The sequence below is a fragment of the Stenotrophomonas sp. 10N36 genome (assembly GCF_056395005.1).
This window is the reverse complement of sequence record NZ_JBFTIS010000018.1, coordinates 26,404-39,231: the sequence shown is the minus strand read 5'-3', so window position 1 is coordinate 39,231 and position 12,828 is coordinate 26,404. Positions and strand designations below refer to the sequence as shown.

The window sequence follows — 12,828 nt, the reverse complement described above, 5'->3', positions numbered from 1 at the left end:
GGTACCCGAACGACCGCGTTCAACCCAACCCCGGCGCCAACGTCTGCAACACCCGCGCCAACCGCCGTGCCCAGGCCTGCTGCCCGGCGGCGTCGGCAATCAGGTCCTGGCGGATCTCCAGTTCCACGTGCGCCAGCCCGCGCGCTTCGGCGTGCACCGGAATCGCGTAATCCGTGGCATCGCTGACCGCATAGGGCTGGTTGTCGCCCACCACCAGGTCACCTTCGGCCTGCAAGGCGTGCATCAACGCATGCGCAAAGCGCGCATCGCGCTGGTACAGCACACCGGCATGCCACGGCCGCGCCACGCCCTGCATCGCCGGCGTGAAGCTGTGCATGGCAATCAGCACGGTGGGCATGCCGGCTGCGGCGCGGGCATCCAGTTCGGTGGCAATGCGGCCGTGGTACGGCGCGAAGATGGCCTGCACGCGGGCGTCCTGTGCCGCTTCATCCAGCCCCTGGTTGCCCGGCACCACGGTGCCGTCGCTGAGCGGCGCGAACCGCCCCGGCGCACCCGGCGGGCGATTGCAGTCGATCACCAGCCGCGAATAGGTCTGGGTGATCGCCCAGGCGTCCAGCAGGCGCGCCAGTTCCACTGTGACTCCGGCAATGCCGATGTCCCAGCCGATGTGGCGGTCCAGTTCGGACGCGGGCAGACCCAGTGCGTCCAGTGCGGCCGGCACCTGCTGGCCCGCATGGTCGGCGATCAGCAGGTACGGCGAGCGTCCCTGCGCCTGATGCACGGTGAACGGTGCCGGGTCGGACGGTCCCAGCAGCGCGACCGGCGCAATGGGCGGAACGAACGCATCAGCCACGCGGGGTGCCGTCCAGATGGTGCTCGATCATCCACAGCCCGGCCCACAGCTTGGCGTCCAGCTCGTAGCCCTGGCCGATCTTCTCCACCAGCCAGGCCGCTGCACGGGCGCGCGGCACTTCGTGCACGGTGATGTTCTCGCTGGCATCGCCGCCGCCATCGCCCACCTTGCGCAGGCCGGTGGCGCGCACGAAGGCGATCTTCTCGCTGCTTGCACCCGACGAGGTGGGGCCGATCATCAACACCTCGGCGTGGTCGGCGGTCCAGCCGGTTTCTTCTTCCAGCTCGCGCACTGCCGACACTTCGATCGACTCACCGGCATCGATGTCGCCCACCAGGCCGGCCGGCATCTCGATGGTGTTGGCCTGCAGCGGCACCCGGAACTGCTCGACGAACAGCACGTTGTCCTCCGGGGTGACCGCGATGATGATCGCGGCCAGGCCACCGGCATGGGTGCGCTCGCTGTATTCCCACGTGCCGCGCACCACCATGCGCTGGTACTTGCCTTCGTAGACGACCTTGGGGGCTTGCGTGTTGGGGCTCATGCGAACTCACTGGCAATGGAAGGGGAATCGGGCAGGCCGGCGGCGCTGAACAGCCGGCGCCGGGTCAACGGGCCGAACCGCAGCGCATCGCACAGGCCCTGCAGCATCTGCGGGTCGGCGCTGCCGCGGCGGAAATCGGCATCGGCGCAGTCCAGCGGCGCGTCCAGTGCGATGGTGGTCAGCTGCCGCCACAGCAGCGCGTGCTCGCGCTGTTCGCGCAGCCGCACCGCCATCTGCGCCGCGCCGCGCAGGCGCAGGAACGGCACTTCGTCCAGGCGCTCGTACAGCACGTCCATGCTGCCGAAGTGGGCCAGCAGCACCGCGGCCGACTTGGCGCCTACCCCGGTGACGCCGGGAATGTTGTCCACCGCATCGCCACACAGCGCCAGGTAATCGGCGATCTGGTGCGCATGCACGCCGTGGCGGGCCTTGACCCCGGCCATGCCCCAGCGCTGGTTGCGTGCGTAGTCCCACTGTTCGTCGTGTTCGTACAGCAGCTGCGACAGGTCCTTGTCGGCCGAAATGATCACCCCGCGCATGCCGGCGTCGCGGCGTGCGTGCAGGGCGCTGCCGATCAGGTCGTCGGCCTCGTACTCGTGGTGGGCCAGCACCGCCAGCCCCAGCGCCATGCACAGGGCCTTGCAGTGGGCGAACTGGCGGCGCAGCGCGTCCGGGGCCGGATCGCGGTTGGCCTTGTAGGCGGCGTACAGCCGGTGCCGGAAGCAGCTGTCCAGGGCCTCGTCGAAGGCAATGGCGATATGCCGCGGGCGCTCGCGCTCGATCAGGTCCAGCAGGAAGCGGGCAAACCCGTGCACCGCGTTGGTCGGCCAGCCCTGCTGGTCCTGGAATTCATCGGGCATCGAATGCCACGCGCGGAACACGTACAAGCTGGCATCGACCAGGTACAGCGGTGGGCGCGGGGCGGGGGGCGCGACAGACAACTCGGCCATCTCAGCCCACCCAGTCCTGCAGCAGCGCGGCGGGGTCGGGGCGGTCGCGCTCGGGGGCCGCGGTCTTCGGGGTGCCGATATGGATGAACCCGGCGATGCGCTCGCCCTCGGCCAGGCCCAGGTGGGCATGCACGGCCGGGTCGAAGGCCATCCATGCGGTCAGCCACTGCGCGCCGAAGCCCAGCGCCTGCGCGGCCTGCAGCAGCGCAAAGCAGACGCAGCCGGCGGTCATCAGCTGTTCCTGCTCGGGCACCTTGGGGTTGGGGCGCGGGCTGGCCACCACGGTGATGATCACCGGTGCATGCGAGAACCGCTGGCGATCCTTGTCCAGCTGGGCCTGCGCCACTTGCGGGTCACGCTGCTGGCTGCGCTCGGCCAGGAACGCGCCCAGACTGTGACGTGCATCGCCGGCGATGCGCAGGAAGCGGTACGGCACCAGCTTGCCGTGGTCGGGCACGCGCACCGCCGATGCCAGCATCCGCAGCAGGGTGTCCGGGTCCGGGCCGGGCTCGCCAAGCTGCTTGGCGGGCACCGAGCGGCGGGCGTCCAGGGCTTGCAGCGCAGGGGATTCGGACATGTTCACTCGATCAGTTTTCACGGTGCGCCCAGTATAGTCGCGGCAGTTTGTGACGCGCCCAGCGGCGATCTCTGATCGATTTGCGACAAAGCGTGATGAACATCACCTAATCAATGGCATTGCTTCACGTGGCTGTACTCGCTTCCCGCCGACGCTGGCCGTACGATACAAGGCCTGCCGGTACCCCGGTCGTGAGGTTCAAAGTGCGGACTGTTTCACTGTCCCTGACCGGTGGGGCGACCTACCATCCGGACGCGGGTGCCTGGGGGGCACCGGTATCTGTTGTTTCCATGCTGCATTCTGTGCCTGCGAAGGTGGGGAGCCTTTTCGCATGATCGCCACGCCCAATACATTGGGGCAGCCGGGTCATCACCCGGCACTGTTGAAGCTTGCCCGTGAGGGAGCGCTACCCGCGCTGACCGAGTCGTTCGCGACCGTGCTGGCCCGCTTTGACGACGTTCTGTTCGACCGTGCCGGCACCGCCGGCGCGTCGCAACTGCTGTTCCTGGATGGCATGCGTGAACTGCGCCGCCGTCGCGAGGACATCGTGGCCGGCTTCCGTACCCACCTGGCGCAGGCCTGGGAGGCGCTGGAGCGCGGTCAGCCGCTGTCGGCCGAGGCTACCCTGGCCGGTCAGATCGAAGACGGTCTCAGCCTGGTGCCCGAGCATGTGCTGGAGTCGCGGCTGGCGGTGCGCAACTTCGCCACCGTGCTGCTGCGTGACTGGAAGCCGGTACTGGCGCGGCTGGACCGCCGCCTGGGCTGGATCGCCGGCGGGCTGGAACTGAACGCCGACAGCAATCCGATCAGCCCCGAGCACATCGGCGTGGCCATCCATGAAGCCTTTGCCGATTGCGAACTGGCCCCGGAAGTGCGGCTGGTCCTGATCAAGCTGTGCGAGCGCGACCTGCATGCGCCGATCGGCAAGCGTTACGAAGCGCTGGACGAGCAGCTCGCTGCCGCCGGCGTGATGCCGCAGATGGCCGCGCCACGGCGCCCGGCACCCCGGCCGCCGAGCCCGCGGCACGAACTGGAGGCGCTGGTCGATGCGCTGGACCAGGACGGCCAGGGCGGTGACGACGATGCCGCTGCGCCGGCCTGGGCACGGCGGTTTGCCGATCGCTGGGCCGAAAGCCGCGGACGGATGCAATCGGCCGGCGCCAGTCAGGCCGCCGCAGCCGAGGCGGGCGAGACCCTCAGTGGCAACCAGGGCATGCTGCTGGAAGCGCTGCATGAGCTGCTGCAGCAGACCCGGCACGTGCGCGAAGACGCAACCTCGGCGGCCAGCGTGGCCGTGGGTCAGCAGCGTCCGCTGAGCCAGCGCGAAATGATGTCGGTGCTGTCGCTGCTGCAGGCCACGCCGAGTGCCACCCTGCGCGCGGCCATCGGCGAAGACGGCGAATCGCTGGCCCAGCGCCTCAAGAGTGAAGTGCTGTCGGGCGCCACCCGGCTCGGCGTGGACCCGTCGCAGGCGCGGCTGGACCCGCAGGACGAAGATGCGATCGACCTGGTGGGCATGCTGTTTGACGTGATGCTCGATGAGCGCGACCTGGAAGGCCGCTCGCGCGAGCTGATCGGGCGGCTGGTGGTGCCCTTCGTCAAGGTCGCCATGCTCGACCGCCGCATGTTCGTGCAGAAGACCCATCCGGCGCGCAAGCTGCTCAACTCGCTGGCCGAGGCCTGCGAAGGCAACACCGGCGAGAGCCAGGCCGAGCGCGTGCTGATGGGCAAGGTCGAGGAAATCATCGAACGCCTGGTGGCCGAGTTCAACGAGAACCTGGCGATCTTCCTGACCCTGGAAGAAGAATTCCGCGATTTCCTGGCTCAGCACCGGCGCCGCATCGAAATCGCCGAGCGCCGCGCCGCTGAAACCCAGCGCGGCCAGGAAAAGCTGGAGATGGCGCGCGGCCGCTCGGCCGCCGAGCTGGACCGGCGCATTGCCGATGTGACCCTGCCGCAGGCGATTGCCGAGTTCCTGCGCCAGCCCTGGCAACACCACCTCACCCTGACCGTGCTGCGCGAAGGCGAGGACGGGGCGTCGGTGGGCGAGGCGCTGGCCCTGGCCGACGGCATCCTTGAAGAAGTGGCCGAGGCGCGCCGGCAGATCGTCGGCAAGCCATGGCTGCAGGCCTGGCACCCGGCATTGCGCAAGGTGTTTGCCAGCGTGGGCGTGCACGCCGATGCCGCCACCGGGGCGATCGACGCCCTGCATGACACGCTGCAGGCCATTGCCGAATCACGCCCGGAACTGGAGCGCGCGCTTCCCGAACTGCCCCAGGTGGCGCTGCCCACCCCGCCCGTGCAGGAAAGCGCGGCGGTGGAGCTGGGCGGCAAGGTCGACGTGACCGATTTCGACAACGCCGATGCCGACCGCTTCCGCGGGCTGGAGATTGGCAGCTGGCTGGATTTCGTCGACAAGGACGGCAAGGTGCAGGCCGGCAAGCTGTCCTGGGTGAGCCCGATTTCCCAGCGCCTGCTGTTCGTCAACCGGCGTGGCGTGCGCTTMTGCGTGGCCTCGCCGGAAGAACTGGCGGTGATGGTGCGGCTGGGCCGCCTGCGCGCCCACATCGACGATGGTGCCTTCGACAGCGCCATGCAGGGCGTGATCGACCGGCTGGACAACAAGAACGCCACCGTCCACTGAGGCAACGCCGGGTTCTGCCCGGCCACGCCTGCCCCATCGCCGCATGGTTTCTACTCAAACCGAACCGGTAGGTTACGATCCCCCCACACTCTGCTGATCGTCGGGGACACGCATGGCTGTCGAGGTGTTGGTGGTATCCGAACGCGCGCCAGGGGAACGGCGCGTGGCGATGACGCCGGAAACGGCACGCAAGCTGGCCGCGCTGGGCGCGACCGTGTGGTTTGAACCCGGGGCCGGCCAGGCCGCCGGTTTTCCCGATCAGGCATACATCGACGTCGGCGCGCAGCCGGCCGATGACACGCGGCTGGGCGCAGCCGACATCGTGCTGTGCGTGCAGCCACCGGACAACGCACGGTTGGGCCAGCTCAAACCCGGCGCCAGCCTGGTCGGCATGCTGCACCCGCAAGCCGATGCCGAACGCGCCGGCCTGATCCAGTCGCGCGGGCTGCAGGCCTTCCCGCTGGAGCGCCTGCCGCGCACCACCCGCGCGCAGTCGATGGACGTGCTGAGCTCGCAGGCCGGCATGGCCGGCTACAAGGCCACGTTGATCGCCGCGCAGCTGGCACCGCGTTTCTTCCCGATGTTGACCACCGCCGCCGGCACGATCCGCCCGTCGCGGGTGCTGGTGGTGGGCGCCGGCGTGGCCGGCCTGCAGGCCATCGCCACCGCACGCCGGCTGGGCGCGCAGGTGGAAGGTTTCGATGTACGCCCGGAAACCCGCGAGCAGATCGAATCGCTGGGCGGCAAGTTCCTCGACCTGGGCGTCAGCGCCGTGGGCGAGGGCGGCTATGCGCGGCCGCTGACCGACGAAGAACGTGCCGAGCAGCAGCGCCGGCTGGGCGAGCACCTGCGCCTGGTGGACGTGGTGATCTGCACCGCGGCCGTGCCCGGGCGACCGGCGCCGAAGATCGTCAGTACCGCGATGGTGCAGGGCATGAAGCCGGGCAGCGTGATCGTGGACCTGGCCGCCGAAACCGGCGGCAACTGCGAGGCCACCCGCCCGGGTGAAACCATCGCGCTGGGCGGGGTCACCGTGGACGGCCCGCTGGACCTGGCCAGCCGCGGCGCGGTGCACGCCAGCGAGATGTACGCGCGCAACCTGTACAACTTCGTGGCGCTGTTCCTCAAGGACGGGGCGATCGCCTTCGACTGGGATGACGAGCTGCTGGCGAAAACCCGCTGGGTGGCCGCCGCTTGATATAGGCAGCCACCCATGGGGTGGCGCAACCCCGGGCCCGGTAGAGCCACCCCATGGGTGGCTGCACCACCCGGCAGCGCCGCAACGCCGCCGCCCGAGGTATCACCGCTTCGGCGGCGGCAGATCCTTCACCGGATTGGCTTTCAACCATTCCTGGCGCTGCTCCGGGGTCATCTTCGACCAGCGTTCACGCAGCGCGTCGCGCTGGGCCGGGCTCAGTTCGCGCATCTGCGCGAACAGCGCGCGGGCCTGCTCGCGCTGCTCCGGGCTCATGTTCTCGAACCGATGGCGCCCGCGCCGGGCCAGCTCGCGCTGTTCCGGGGTCATGCCCTGCCAGCGCTGCCCGTGCTGCAGCATGCGCTCGCGCTGCGGCGGCGGGGCATCGTTCCAGCGGTCGCGCACGGGCGCGATCAGCGCCTCGCGCTGCTGCGGGGTCAGCCGATCCCACTCCGGCAGGGTAGGGGCCTGCGCCCCGCTGGCCGCGCTCGTCGACAGCAGCGCCAAAGCCAGGATCAGTCGCGGTGTCATGTTCACTCCATTGCCAGGTCGGTCGTGCCCAGCCACACGTACAGGTCGGGATTCTCGTCGAGCACATCGCTGCTGTCATCCACCGCCGATGCCACCGTGGGCGTGGCCGGGGCGCTGGGCGGGTTGGCGGTGAAACTGTAGCCCAGCGCCAGCGCGGCCACCGCCGAGCAGGCAGTGGCCATCCACCAGCCATGCGCGCGGCTGCGGCGTGGCGCGGCCGCGTGGCGGGCACTGCGCAGCCGCGCCAGCGTGGCCGGCGACACCTGCTGCAGGGCCTGCGCGTGCAAGGCGTGCAGGGCGGCGTCATCGTGCAGGGGCGGGGTAACAGGGCGGCTCACAGGGCGATCTCCAGATGCTGCTGCAGCGCCTGCCGGGCGCGCGAAAGATGGGTTTTGACCGCGCCCTCGCTGCAGCCCATGGCCGCCGCGGTGGTGGCGCCGTCCAGTTGCTGCAGCACGCGCAGGGTGAAGGCCTCGCGCTGGCGGGCGGGAAGTTCGCGCAGGGCACGCACCAGCTGCGCGTACTGTTCGCGCTGCTCATGCGCCTGTGCCGGGCCGGGGGCGTGGTCGGCCCAGTCGATGTCGTGCTCGCTGCCGGCCTCGTCGCTGCTGCGCCAGAAGCGCAGCCGGAAGCCGCGCCGGCGCTGCAGGTCGACCACCCGGCGGCGCAGGATGCTCCAGAACAACGGCGCCCACTCGGCCGCCGGTTTGTCGCGGTAGGACAGCATCCGCAGCATGCTGTCCTGCACCGCGTCCAGCGCATCGTCGCGCTGGCGCAGGCCGGCCTCGGCGAAGCGGAACGCGCGCGGCCCGATACTGGCCAGGAACGCGTCCAGCGACACCGGCAGGGCGGCGTCGGCCTCGGTGGGCAGCGTTTGCAGGGTGGGGCTCACCAGCACAGGGTAGCGCTCGCGCAGGGGGGTACCTGTGACAACGCACCGGGGCGGCATCGGTTGACCGGCCTGCAGAACGGTTCAGCGCATGGTTATGATGGGGGGACGGGATCACCGCCTGGGAGACACACTGCAATGAGCGACGGGTTCGTGGCGTTGTACATCTTCATGCTGGCCGCGATCGCCGGCCACGTGATCATTTCACGGGTGCCGGTGATCCTGCATACCCCCCTGATGTCCGGGTCCAACTTCATCCATGGCATCGTGCTGATCGGCGCGATGGTGGTGCTGGGCCACGCGCAGACGCCGCTGGAGAAGATCATCGGCTTCATCGCGGTGGTGCTGGGCGCCGGCAATGCCGCCGGTGGCTACGTGGTCACCGAGCGCATGCTGGACATGTTCAAGCCCAGCGCCAAGCGCGACGCCGGGGAGAAGGCGCCTTGAACGTGAGCACCGCGCAACTGCTGCAGTGGCTGGTGCAGGTGAGCTACCTGGTGGCCGCCACCCTGTTCCTGCTGGGCCTGCAGCGCATGGCCTCGCCGATGACCGCACGCAGCGGCATCCGCTGGGCCGGGCTGGGCATGCTGATCGCCACCGTGGCGACCTTCTTCCTGCCCGAGCTGCACAACATTCCGCTGATTCTGGCGGCGGTGGCGATCGGCACCGGCGTGGCCTGGTGGTCGGCCAAGCGCGTGGCGATCACCGACATGCCGCAGATGGTGGCCCTCTACAACGGCATGGGCGGCGGCTCGGCCGCGGCGATCGGCGCGGTGGAACTGCTGCGCTTCTCGTTCCTGGCCAACCGCGATACCACCCATTGGAGCGAACAGGCGCTGGCCGACCTGGCCGCGCGCCAGCCGTCGGCCACCGTGCTGGCGCTGGCCGTGATCGGTTCGGCGATCGGTGCGGTGTCGCTGTCCGGCTCGATCATCGCCTGGGCCAAGCTGGATGGCCGACTCGACCGGCGCGTCACTTTCCCCGGGCAGCAGGCGTTCAACCTGCTGGTTGCCCTGGCGATGGTGGTGCTGGGCGTCTGGGCGGCGGTCACCCTGAGCCCGGTGGCGATCATCAGCTTCTTCGTGGTCGCGCTGGCGCTGGGTGTGCTGATGACGCTGCCGATCGGCGGTGCCGACATGCCGGTGGTGATCTCGCTGTACAACGCGTTCACCGGCTTGGCCGTGGCATTCGAAGGGTATGTGCTGGGCAACGAGGCCCTGATCATCGCCGGCATGATGGTCGGCGCGGCCGGCATCCTGCTGACCCGCCTGATGGCAAAGGCGATGAACCGGCCGATCAGCGGCGTGCTGTTCTCCAACTTCGGCGGCGGTGGCGTGGCGCAGGAAATCAGCGGCGCGCAGAAGCCGATCGAGGCCAGCGACGTGGCCGCCATGCTCGCCTTCGCCGAGCGCGTGGTGATCGTGCCCGGCTACGGCATGGCCGTGGCCCAGGCGCAGCACAAGGTATGGGAACTGGCCCAGCGCCTGATCGACCGCGGCATCAAGGTGAAGTTCGCCATCCATCCGGTCGCCGGGCGCATGCCGGGCCACATGAACGTGCTGCTGGCCGAAGCGGGCGTGCCCTACGATCTGATCGCCGACATGGACGACATCAACCCCGAGTTCCCCAACACCGACGTGGTGCTGGTGATCGGCGCCAACGACGTGGTCAACCCGGTGGCGCGCACCGACCCGGCCAGCCCGATCTACGGCATGCCGATCCTGGACGTGGTCAACGCGCGCAATGTGGTGGTGATCAAGCGCGGCAAGGGCACCGGCTTTGCCGGCATCGAGAATGCCCTGTTCTACGCCGACAACGCCCGCATGCTGTACGGCGATGGCGCCGGCGCGGCCAGCGCGCTGGTCAGCGAATTGAAGGCGCTCGACGGCGGGCATTGAGCGGGGCCGGGGTCACGACCAACGGTCGTGACCTACCCGCGCTCGTGAACGGTTATCGGGGTCACGACCAACGGTCGTGACCTACCGGGATCCGTGCGCGGTCACCGGGCCACGGTCCCCACATTCGTGCGCGGCATCGCGATCACGCCCCGCGTTCGTGCGCGGGCATCGGAATGACGCCCCACATTCGCGCACGATCATCGGTAGGCCACGACCGTTGGTCGTGGCGCGTGGGGCGGCTACTTCGCCACCCACCACCCGATCACCAGCGCCACACCCAGCCACAGCCATTCCACCGCGCCGTTGGCCAGGCCGAGCAGGGTCCAAGCCATGAATGGGCCCATGCGCAACGCTGAATCCCACGGATTGAGGCCCATCGAGCCGCCCAGGTAGGCCGAGGCGATGCCCCAGTTGGCCGCCAGCGCAACCAGCAGGGTCGCCAGCAGGGTAATCACCACCCGGGCCGGGCCGGCGCGGAAGGTGCCCAGGCGCAGCATGAAGGCGATATCCAGCGCCGCCAGCACCGCCATCCAGCCGGCCTGGCGGCCGCTGAGCAGGGCAATGAACAACCAGGCCAACGTGGCCGTGACGACACCAAGCAGCAACATCGGGGGCCAGAGCCAATGGCGGCTCCGGACAGGCACGGACGTGGGCGACATGCAATCTTCCTGTGAGTGCCCACAGGATACCGGCTTGCGGGGTGACCGGCGCGTGGGCGGCCGCTGGGCTAAAATGGTCGCCTTGCGGGAATTGGCCGCGACCCCCATATCGATCCACATGTATTCCCGTAGCAGTGAACCTGTCCACTTCGAACGCGACTGCGAGGCCGTCATGGTCCCGCAGGGCGAAACGGTCACGCTGCCCGCTGGCAGCTATGGCTACATCACCCAGGCCCTGGGTGGCAGCTATACCGTCTTCGTCGAAGGCAATCTGTTCCGCATCGCCGGCAAGGACGGCGACGCCATCGGCAAGGAACCGCCGCCGGCGCTGGAGCTGCCTGAAAACGCCTCCGATGACGAAGTCGAAAAACTGGTGTGGCAGCAGCTGCGCACCTGCTTCGATCCTGAAATCCCGTTCAACATCGTGGACCTGGGCCTGGTGTACGAGGTCGACCTCAAGCACCTGGACGATGGCCGGCGCGAGATCGACGTCACCATGACGCTGACCGCGCCCGGCTGCGGCATGGGCGATATCCTGGTCGATGACGTGCGCAGCAAGCTGGAGATGATTCCGACGGTGGCCCAGGCCGACGTCGAGCTGGTGTTCGACCCGCCGTGGGGCCGCCACATGATGTCCGAGGCCGCCCGGCTCGAAACCGGCATGTTGTAACCGCCCACCGCCAGCAGGCGTCGCGGCGTTCCCCGTAACCAGAACAGGAAATATCCGGTGTCCCAGTCTTCCGTGAGCTTCAACACCACCCGTTCCGCCACGCCGCGCAGCAGCGAGGAGCGCGAGCGCATCCTGGCCGCCCCCGGTTTTGGTCTGCACTTCACCGACCACATGGTGGAAGTGCGGTGGGACAAGGACACCGGCTGGCACGATGCCGTGGTGCGCCCGTACGGCCCGCTGCAGCTGGACCCGGCCGCGGCGGTGCTGCATTACGGCCAGGAAATCTTCGAAGGCATCAAGGCCTACCGCCACGCCGACGGCTCGATCTGGACCTTCCGCCCGGAGGCCAACGGCCGCCGCCTGCAGCGTTCGGCCCAGCGCCTGGCGCTGCCGGAACTGCCGGTCGACATCTTCGTCGAATCGCTCAAGCAGATGATCGCGGTGGACGCCAGCTGGGTGCCGTCGGCCGACGAATCCAGCCTGTATTTCCGTCCCTTCATGATCGGCGATGAAGCCTTCCTGGGCGTGCGCGGCGCGCACAAGGCCGGCTACTACGTGATCGCCAGCCCGGCCGGCCCCTACTTCGCCAAGGGCGTGGCCCCGGTGTCGATCTGGCTGTCCACCGACTATGCACGCGCGGGCAAGGGCGGCACCGGCGCGGCCAAGTGCGGTGGCAACTACGCCGCCTCGCTGCTGCCGCAGCAGAAGGCGCAGGCGCAGGGCTGCTCGCAGGTGCTGTTCCTGGATCCGGTCGAGGGCAAGTACCTGGAAGAACTGGGTGGCATGAACGTGTTCCTGGTCTACAAGGACGGCACCCTGGTGACCCCGTCGCTGTCGGGCAGCATCCTGGAAGGCATCACCCGCGAAAGCATCCTGCAGCTGGCGCGCGACCGCGGCATGAAGGTCGAAGAGCGCAAGGTCACCCTTGATGAGTGGAAGGACGGCGTGACCTCCGGCGAGATCGTGGAAGCGTTCGCCTGCGGTACCGCTGCGGTGGTCACCCCGATCGGCCAGCTCAAGGGCGAAGGCTTCTCGGTGGGCGACATCAACGCCCCGGCCGGCGAAGTGACGATGTCGCTGCGCAAGGAGCTGACCGACATCCAGTACGGCCGCCTGCCGGACCGCCACGGTTGGCTGGTGCGTCTGGACGCGTAAGCGCCCCGCACCCGGATGACTCCAGAAAACCCGCCTGGCAACAGGCGGGTTTTTTCATGGGCGTCGTGCTGGCGGCCGCTCGCGGAGGCGCATTGTCCAGCGGTGGCAGCACCGCGCAGGCCCCGTTGCGCAAGGCTTGTCCGCCGTTTTCCGACCCAGACAGCCGAAACAGACATTCGATGGCGCAATGTGACCGGTCAGAAGGCGCCAAGTTCCTTCACTTTCACAAACCTTCGACACGGAAAGTCTCAGATCCGACATTTCATGTCGCTGAAGTGCGGCTGAAACATTGTTGAACCTGC

The 12,828-nt window shown here is 68.8% G+C and carries 14 protein-coding genes; 6 read left to right on the top strand and 8 right to left on the bottom strand.

Annotated features, from left to right (window positions below):
- Positions 1 to 19: 19 nt before the first annotated feature.
- From AC1DCJ_RS16425 to AC1DCJ_RS16410, 4 genes are read right to left on the bottom strand one after another with little or no spacing between them, the layout of a single operon-like run.
- Positions 20 to 814, bottom strand: a complete 795-nt coding sequence (locus AC1DCJ_RS16425; protein ID WP_478071407.1) for an N-formylglutamate amidohydrolase — start codon at positions 812 to 814, stop codon at positions 20 to 22.
- Positions 807 to 1,358, bottom strand: a complete 552-nt coding sequence (locus AC1DCJ_RS16420) for an NUDIX hydrolase (protein WP_313247022.1) — start codon at positions 1,356 to 1,358, stop codon at positions 807 to 809. The genes AC1DCJ_RS16425 and AC1DCJ_RS16420 overlap by 8 nt, the downstream gene beginning before the upstream one ends.
- A complete protein-coding gene (locus tag AC1DCJ_RS16415) occupies positions 1,355 to 2,308 on the bottom strand; it encodes a 5'-3' exonuclease (RefSeq protein WP_038690375.1) in 954 nt (317 codons plus the stop codon). The genes AC1DCJ_RS16420 and AC1DCJ_RS16415 overlap by 4 nt, the downstream gene beginning before the upstream one ends.
- 1 nt (position 2,309) lies before the next feature.
- Positions 2,310 to 2,885 (bottom strand): nitroreductase family protein, encoded by a 576-nt coding sequence (locus AC1DCJ_RS16410; protein ID WP_038690373.1) that lies wholly within the window; start codon positions 2,883 to 2,885, stop codon positions 2,310 to 2,312.
- Between the two features lie 331 nt (positions 2,886 to 3,216).
- Here AC1DCJ_RS16410 and AC1DCJ_RS16405 point away from each other — a divergent pair, with 331 nt between their 5' ends.
- Positions 3,217 to 5,529: a DUF1631 domain-containing protein gene (locus tag AC1DCJ_RS16405; RefSeq protein ID WP_478071406.1), complete on the top strand. Its 2,313-nt coding sequence runs from the start codon at positions 3,217 to 3,219 to the stop codon at positions 5,527 to 5,529.
- 112 nt (positions 5,530 to 5,641) lie between these two features.
- Positions 5,642 to 6,727 (top strand): NAD(P) transhydrogenase subunit alpha, encoded by a 1,086-nt coding sequence (locus AC1DCJ_RS16400; protein WP_137190979.1) that lies wholly within the window; start codon positions 5,642 to 5,644, stop codon positions 6,725 to 6,727.
- Between the two features lie 102 nt (positions 6,728 to 6,829).
- Here AC1DCJ_RS16400 and AC1DCJ_RS16395 read toward each other — a convergent pair whose 3' ends face one another.
- Genes AC1DCJ_RS16395 through AC1DCJ_RS16385 form a run of 3 tightly spaced genes read right to left on the bottom strand, consistent with a single transcriptional unit; the run spans position 6,830 to position 8,204 of the window.
- Positions 6,830 to 7,255, bottom strand: coding sequence for a DUF3106 domain-containing protein (locus AC1DCJ_RS16395; RefSeq protein WP_038690367.1), 426 nt, complete (start codon positions 7,253 to 7,255; stop codon positions 6,830 to 6,832).
- A gap of 2 nt (positions 7,256 to 7,257) precedes the next feature.
- Positions 7,258 to 7,593 carry a hypothetical protein gene (locus AC1DCJ_RS16390; RefSeq protein WP_137190978.1) on the bottom strand — a complete coding sequence of 112 codons (336 nt, stop codon included), beginning with the start codon at positions 7,591 to 7,593 and terminating at the stop codon, positions 7,258 to 7,260.
- Positions 7,590 to 8,204, bottom strand: coding sequence for an RNA polymerase sigma factor (locus AC1DCJ_RS16385; protein ID WP_478071405.1), 615 nt, complete (start codon positions 8,202 to 8,204; stop codon positions 7,590 to 7,592). Before AC1DCJ_RS16385 ends, AC1DCJ_RS16390 begins: the two co-directional genes overlap by 4 nt.
- A gap of 78 nt (positions 8,205 to 8,282) precedes the next feature.
- On the opposite strand from AC1DCJ_RS16385, the gene AC1DCJ_RS16380 reads away from it, so the two are divergent.
- Both AC1DCJ_RS16380 and AC1DCJ_RS16375 read left to right on the top strand, forming a co-directional pair.
- Positions 8,283 to 8,591, top strand: a complete 309-nt coding sequence (locus tag AC1DCJ_RS16380) for an NAD(P) transhydrogenase subunit alpha part 2 (protein ID WP_019182396.1) — start codon at positions 8,283 to 8,285, stop codon at positions 8,589 to 8,591.
- Entirely contained in the window at positions 8,588 to 10,042 is a 1,455-nt protein-coding gene (locus tag AC1DCJ_RS16375) for an NAD(P)(+) transhydrogenase (Re/Si-specific) subunit beta (RefSeq protein WP_141059550.1), read from the top strand. Before AC1DCJ_RS16380 ends, AC1DCJ_RS16375 begins: the two co-directional genes overlap by 4 nt.
- A gap of 239 nt (positions 10,043 to 10,281) precedes the next feature.
- Here the strand turns inward: AC1DCJ_RS16375 and AC1DCJ_RS16370 are convergent, their stop codons facing one another.
- Positions 10,282 to 10,701: a hypothetical protein gene (locus AC1DCJ_RS16370; protein WP_137190975.1), complete on the bottom strand. Its 420-nt coding sequence runs from the start codon at positions 10,699 to 10,701 to the stop codon at positions 10,282 to 10,284.
- A gap of 118 nt (positions 10,702 to 10,819) precedes the next feature.
- Between AC1DCJ_RS16370 and sufT the strand changes: the two genes are divergently transcribed.
- Both sufT and AC1DCJ_RS16360 read left to right on the top strand, forming a co-directional pair.
- Positions 10,820 to 11,371 carry a putative Fe-S cluster assembly protein SufT gene (gene sufT / locus AC1DCJ_RS16365; RefSeq protein ID WP_038690358.1) on the top strand — a complete coding sequence of 184 codons (552 nt, stop codon included), beginning with the start codon at positions 10,820 to 10,822 and terminating at the stop codon, positions 11,369 to 11,371.
- Positions 11,372 to 11,428: 57 nt separating this feature from the next.
- A complete protein-coding gene (locus AC1DCJ_RS16360; protein WP_141059548.1) occupies positions 11,429 to 12,526 on the top strand; it encodes a branched-chain amino acid aminotransferase in 1,098 nt (365 codons plus the stop codon).
- Positions 12,527 to 12,828 lie beyond the last annotated feature (302 nt).

Excerpts from the sequence above, each read along its gene's own strand:
- AC1DCJ_RS16380 (WP_019182396.1), top strand. The coding sequence starts at position 8,283 with ATGAGCGACGGGTTCGTGGCGTTGTACATCTTCATGCTGGCCGCGATC.
- AC1DCJ_RS16415 (WP_038690375.1), bottom strand. The coding sequence starts at position 2,308 with ATGGCCGAGTTGTCTGTCGCGCCCCCCGCCCCGCGCCCACCGCTGTAC.
- AC1DCJ_RS16400 (WP_137190979.1), top strand. The coding sequence starts at position 5,642 with ATGGCTGTCGAGGTGTTGGTGGTATCCGAACGCGCGCCAGGGGAACGG.
- AC1DCJ_RS16420 (WP_313247022.1), bottom strand. The coding sequence starts at position 1,358 with ATGAGCCCCAACACGCAAGCCCCCAAGGTCGTCTACGAAGGCAAGTAC.
- AC1DCJ_RS16370 (WP_137190975.1), bottom strand. The coding sequence starts at position 10,701 with ATGTCGCCCACGTCCGTGCCTGTCCGGAGCCGCCATTGGCTCTGGCCC.
- AC1DCJ_RS16385 (WP_478071405.1), bottom strand. The coding sequence starts at position 8,204 with ATGCCGCCCCGGTGCGTTGTCACAGGTACCCCCCTGCGCGAGCGCTAC.
- AC1DCJ_RS16395 (WP_038690367.1), bottom strand. The coding sequence starts at position 7,255 with ATGACACCGCGACTGATCCTGGCTTTGGCGCTGCTGTCGACGAGCGCG.
- sufT (WP_038690358.1), top strand. The coding sequence starts at position 10,820 with ATGTATTCCCGTAGCAGTGAACCTGTCCACTTCGAACGCGACTGCGAG.
- AC1DCJ_RS16410 (WP_038690373.1), bottom strand. The coding sequence starts at position 2,885 with ATGTCCGAATCCCCTGCGCTGCAAGCCCTGGACGCCCGCCGCTCGGTG.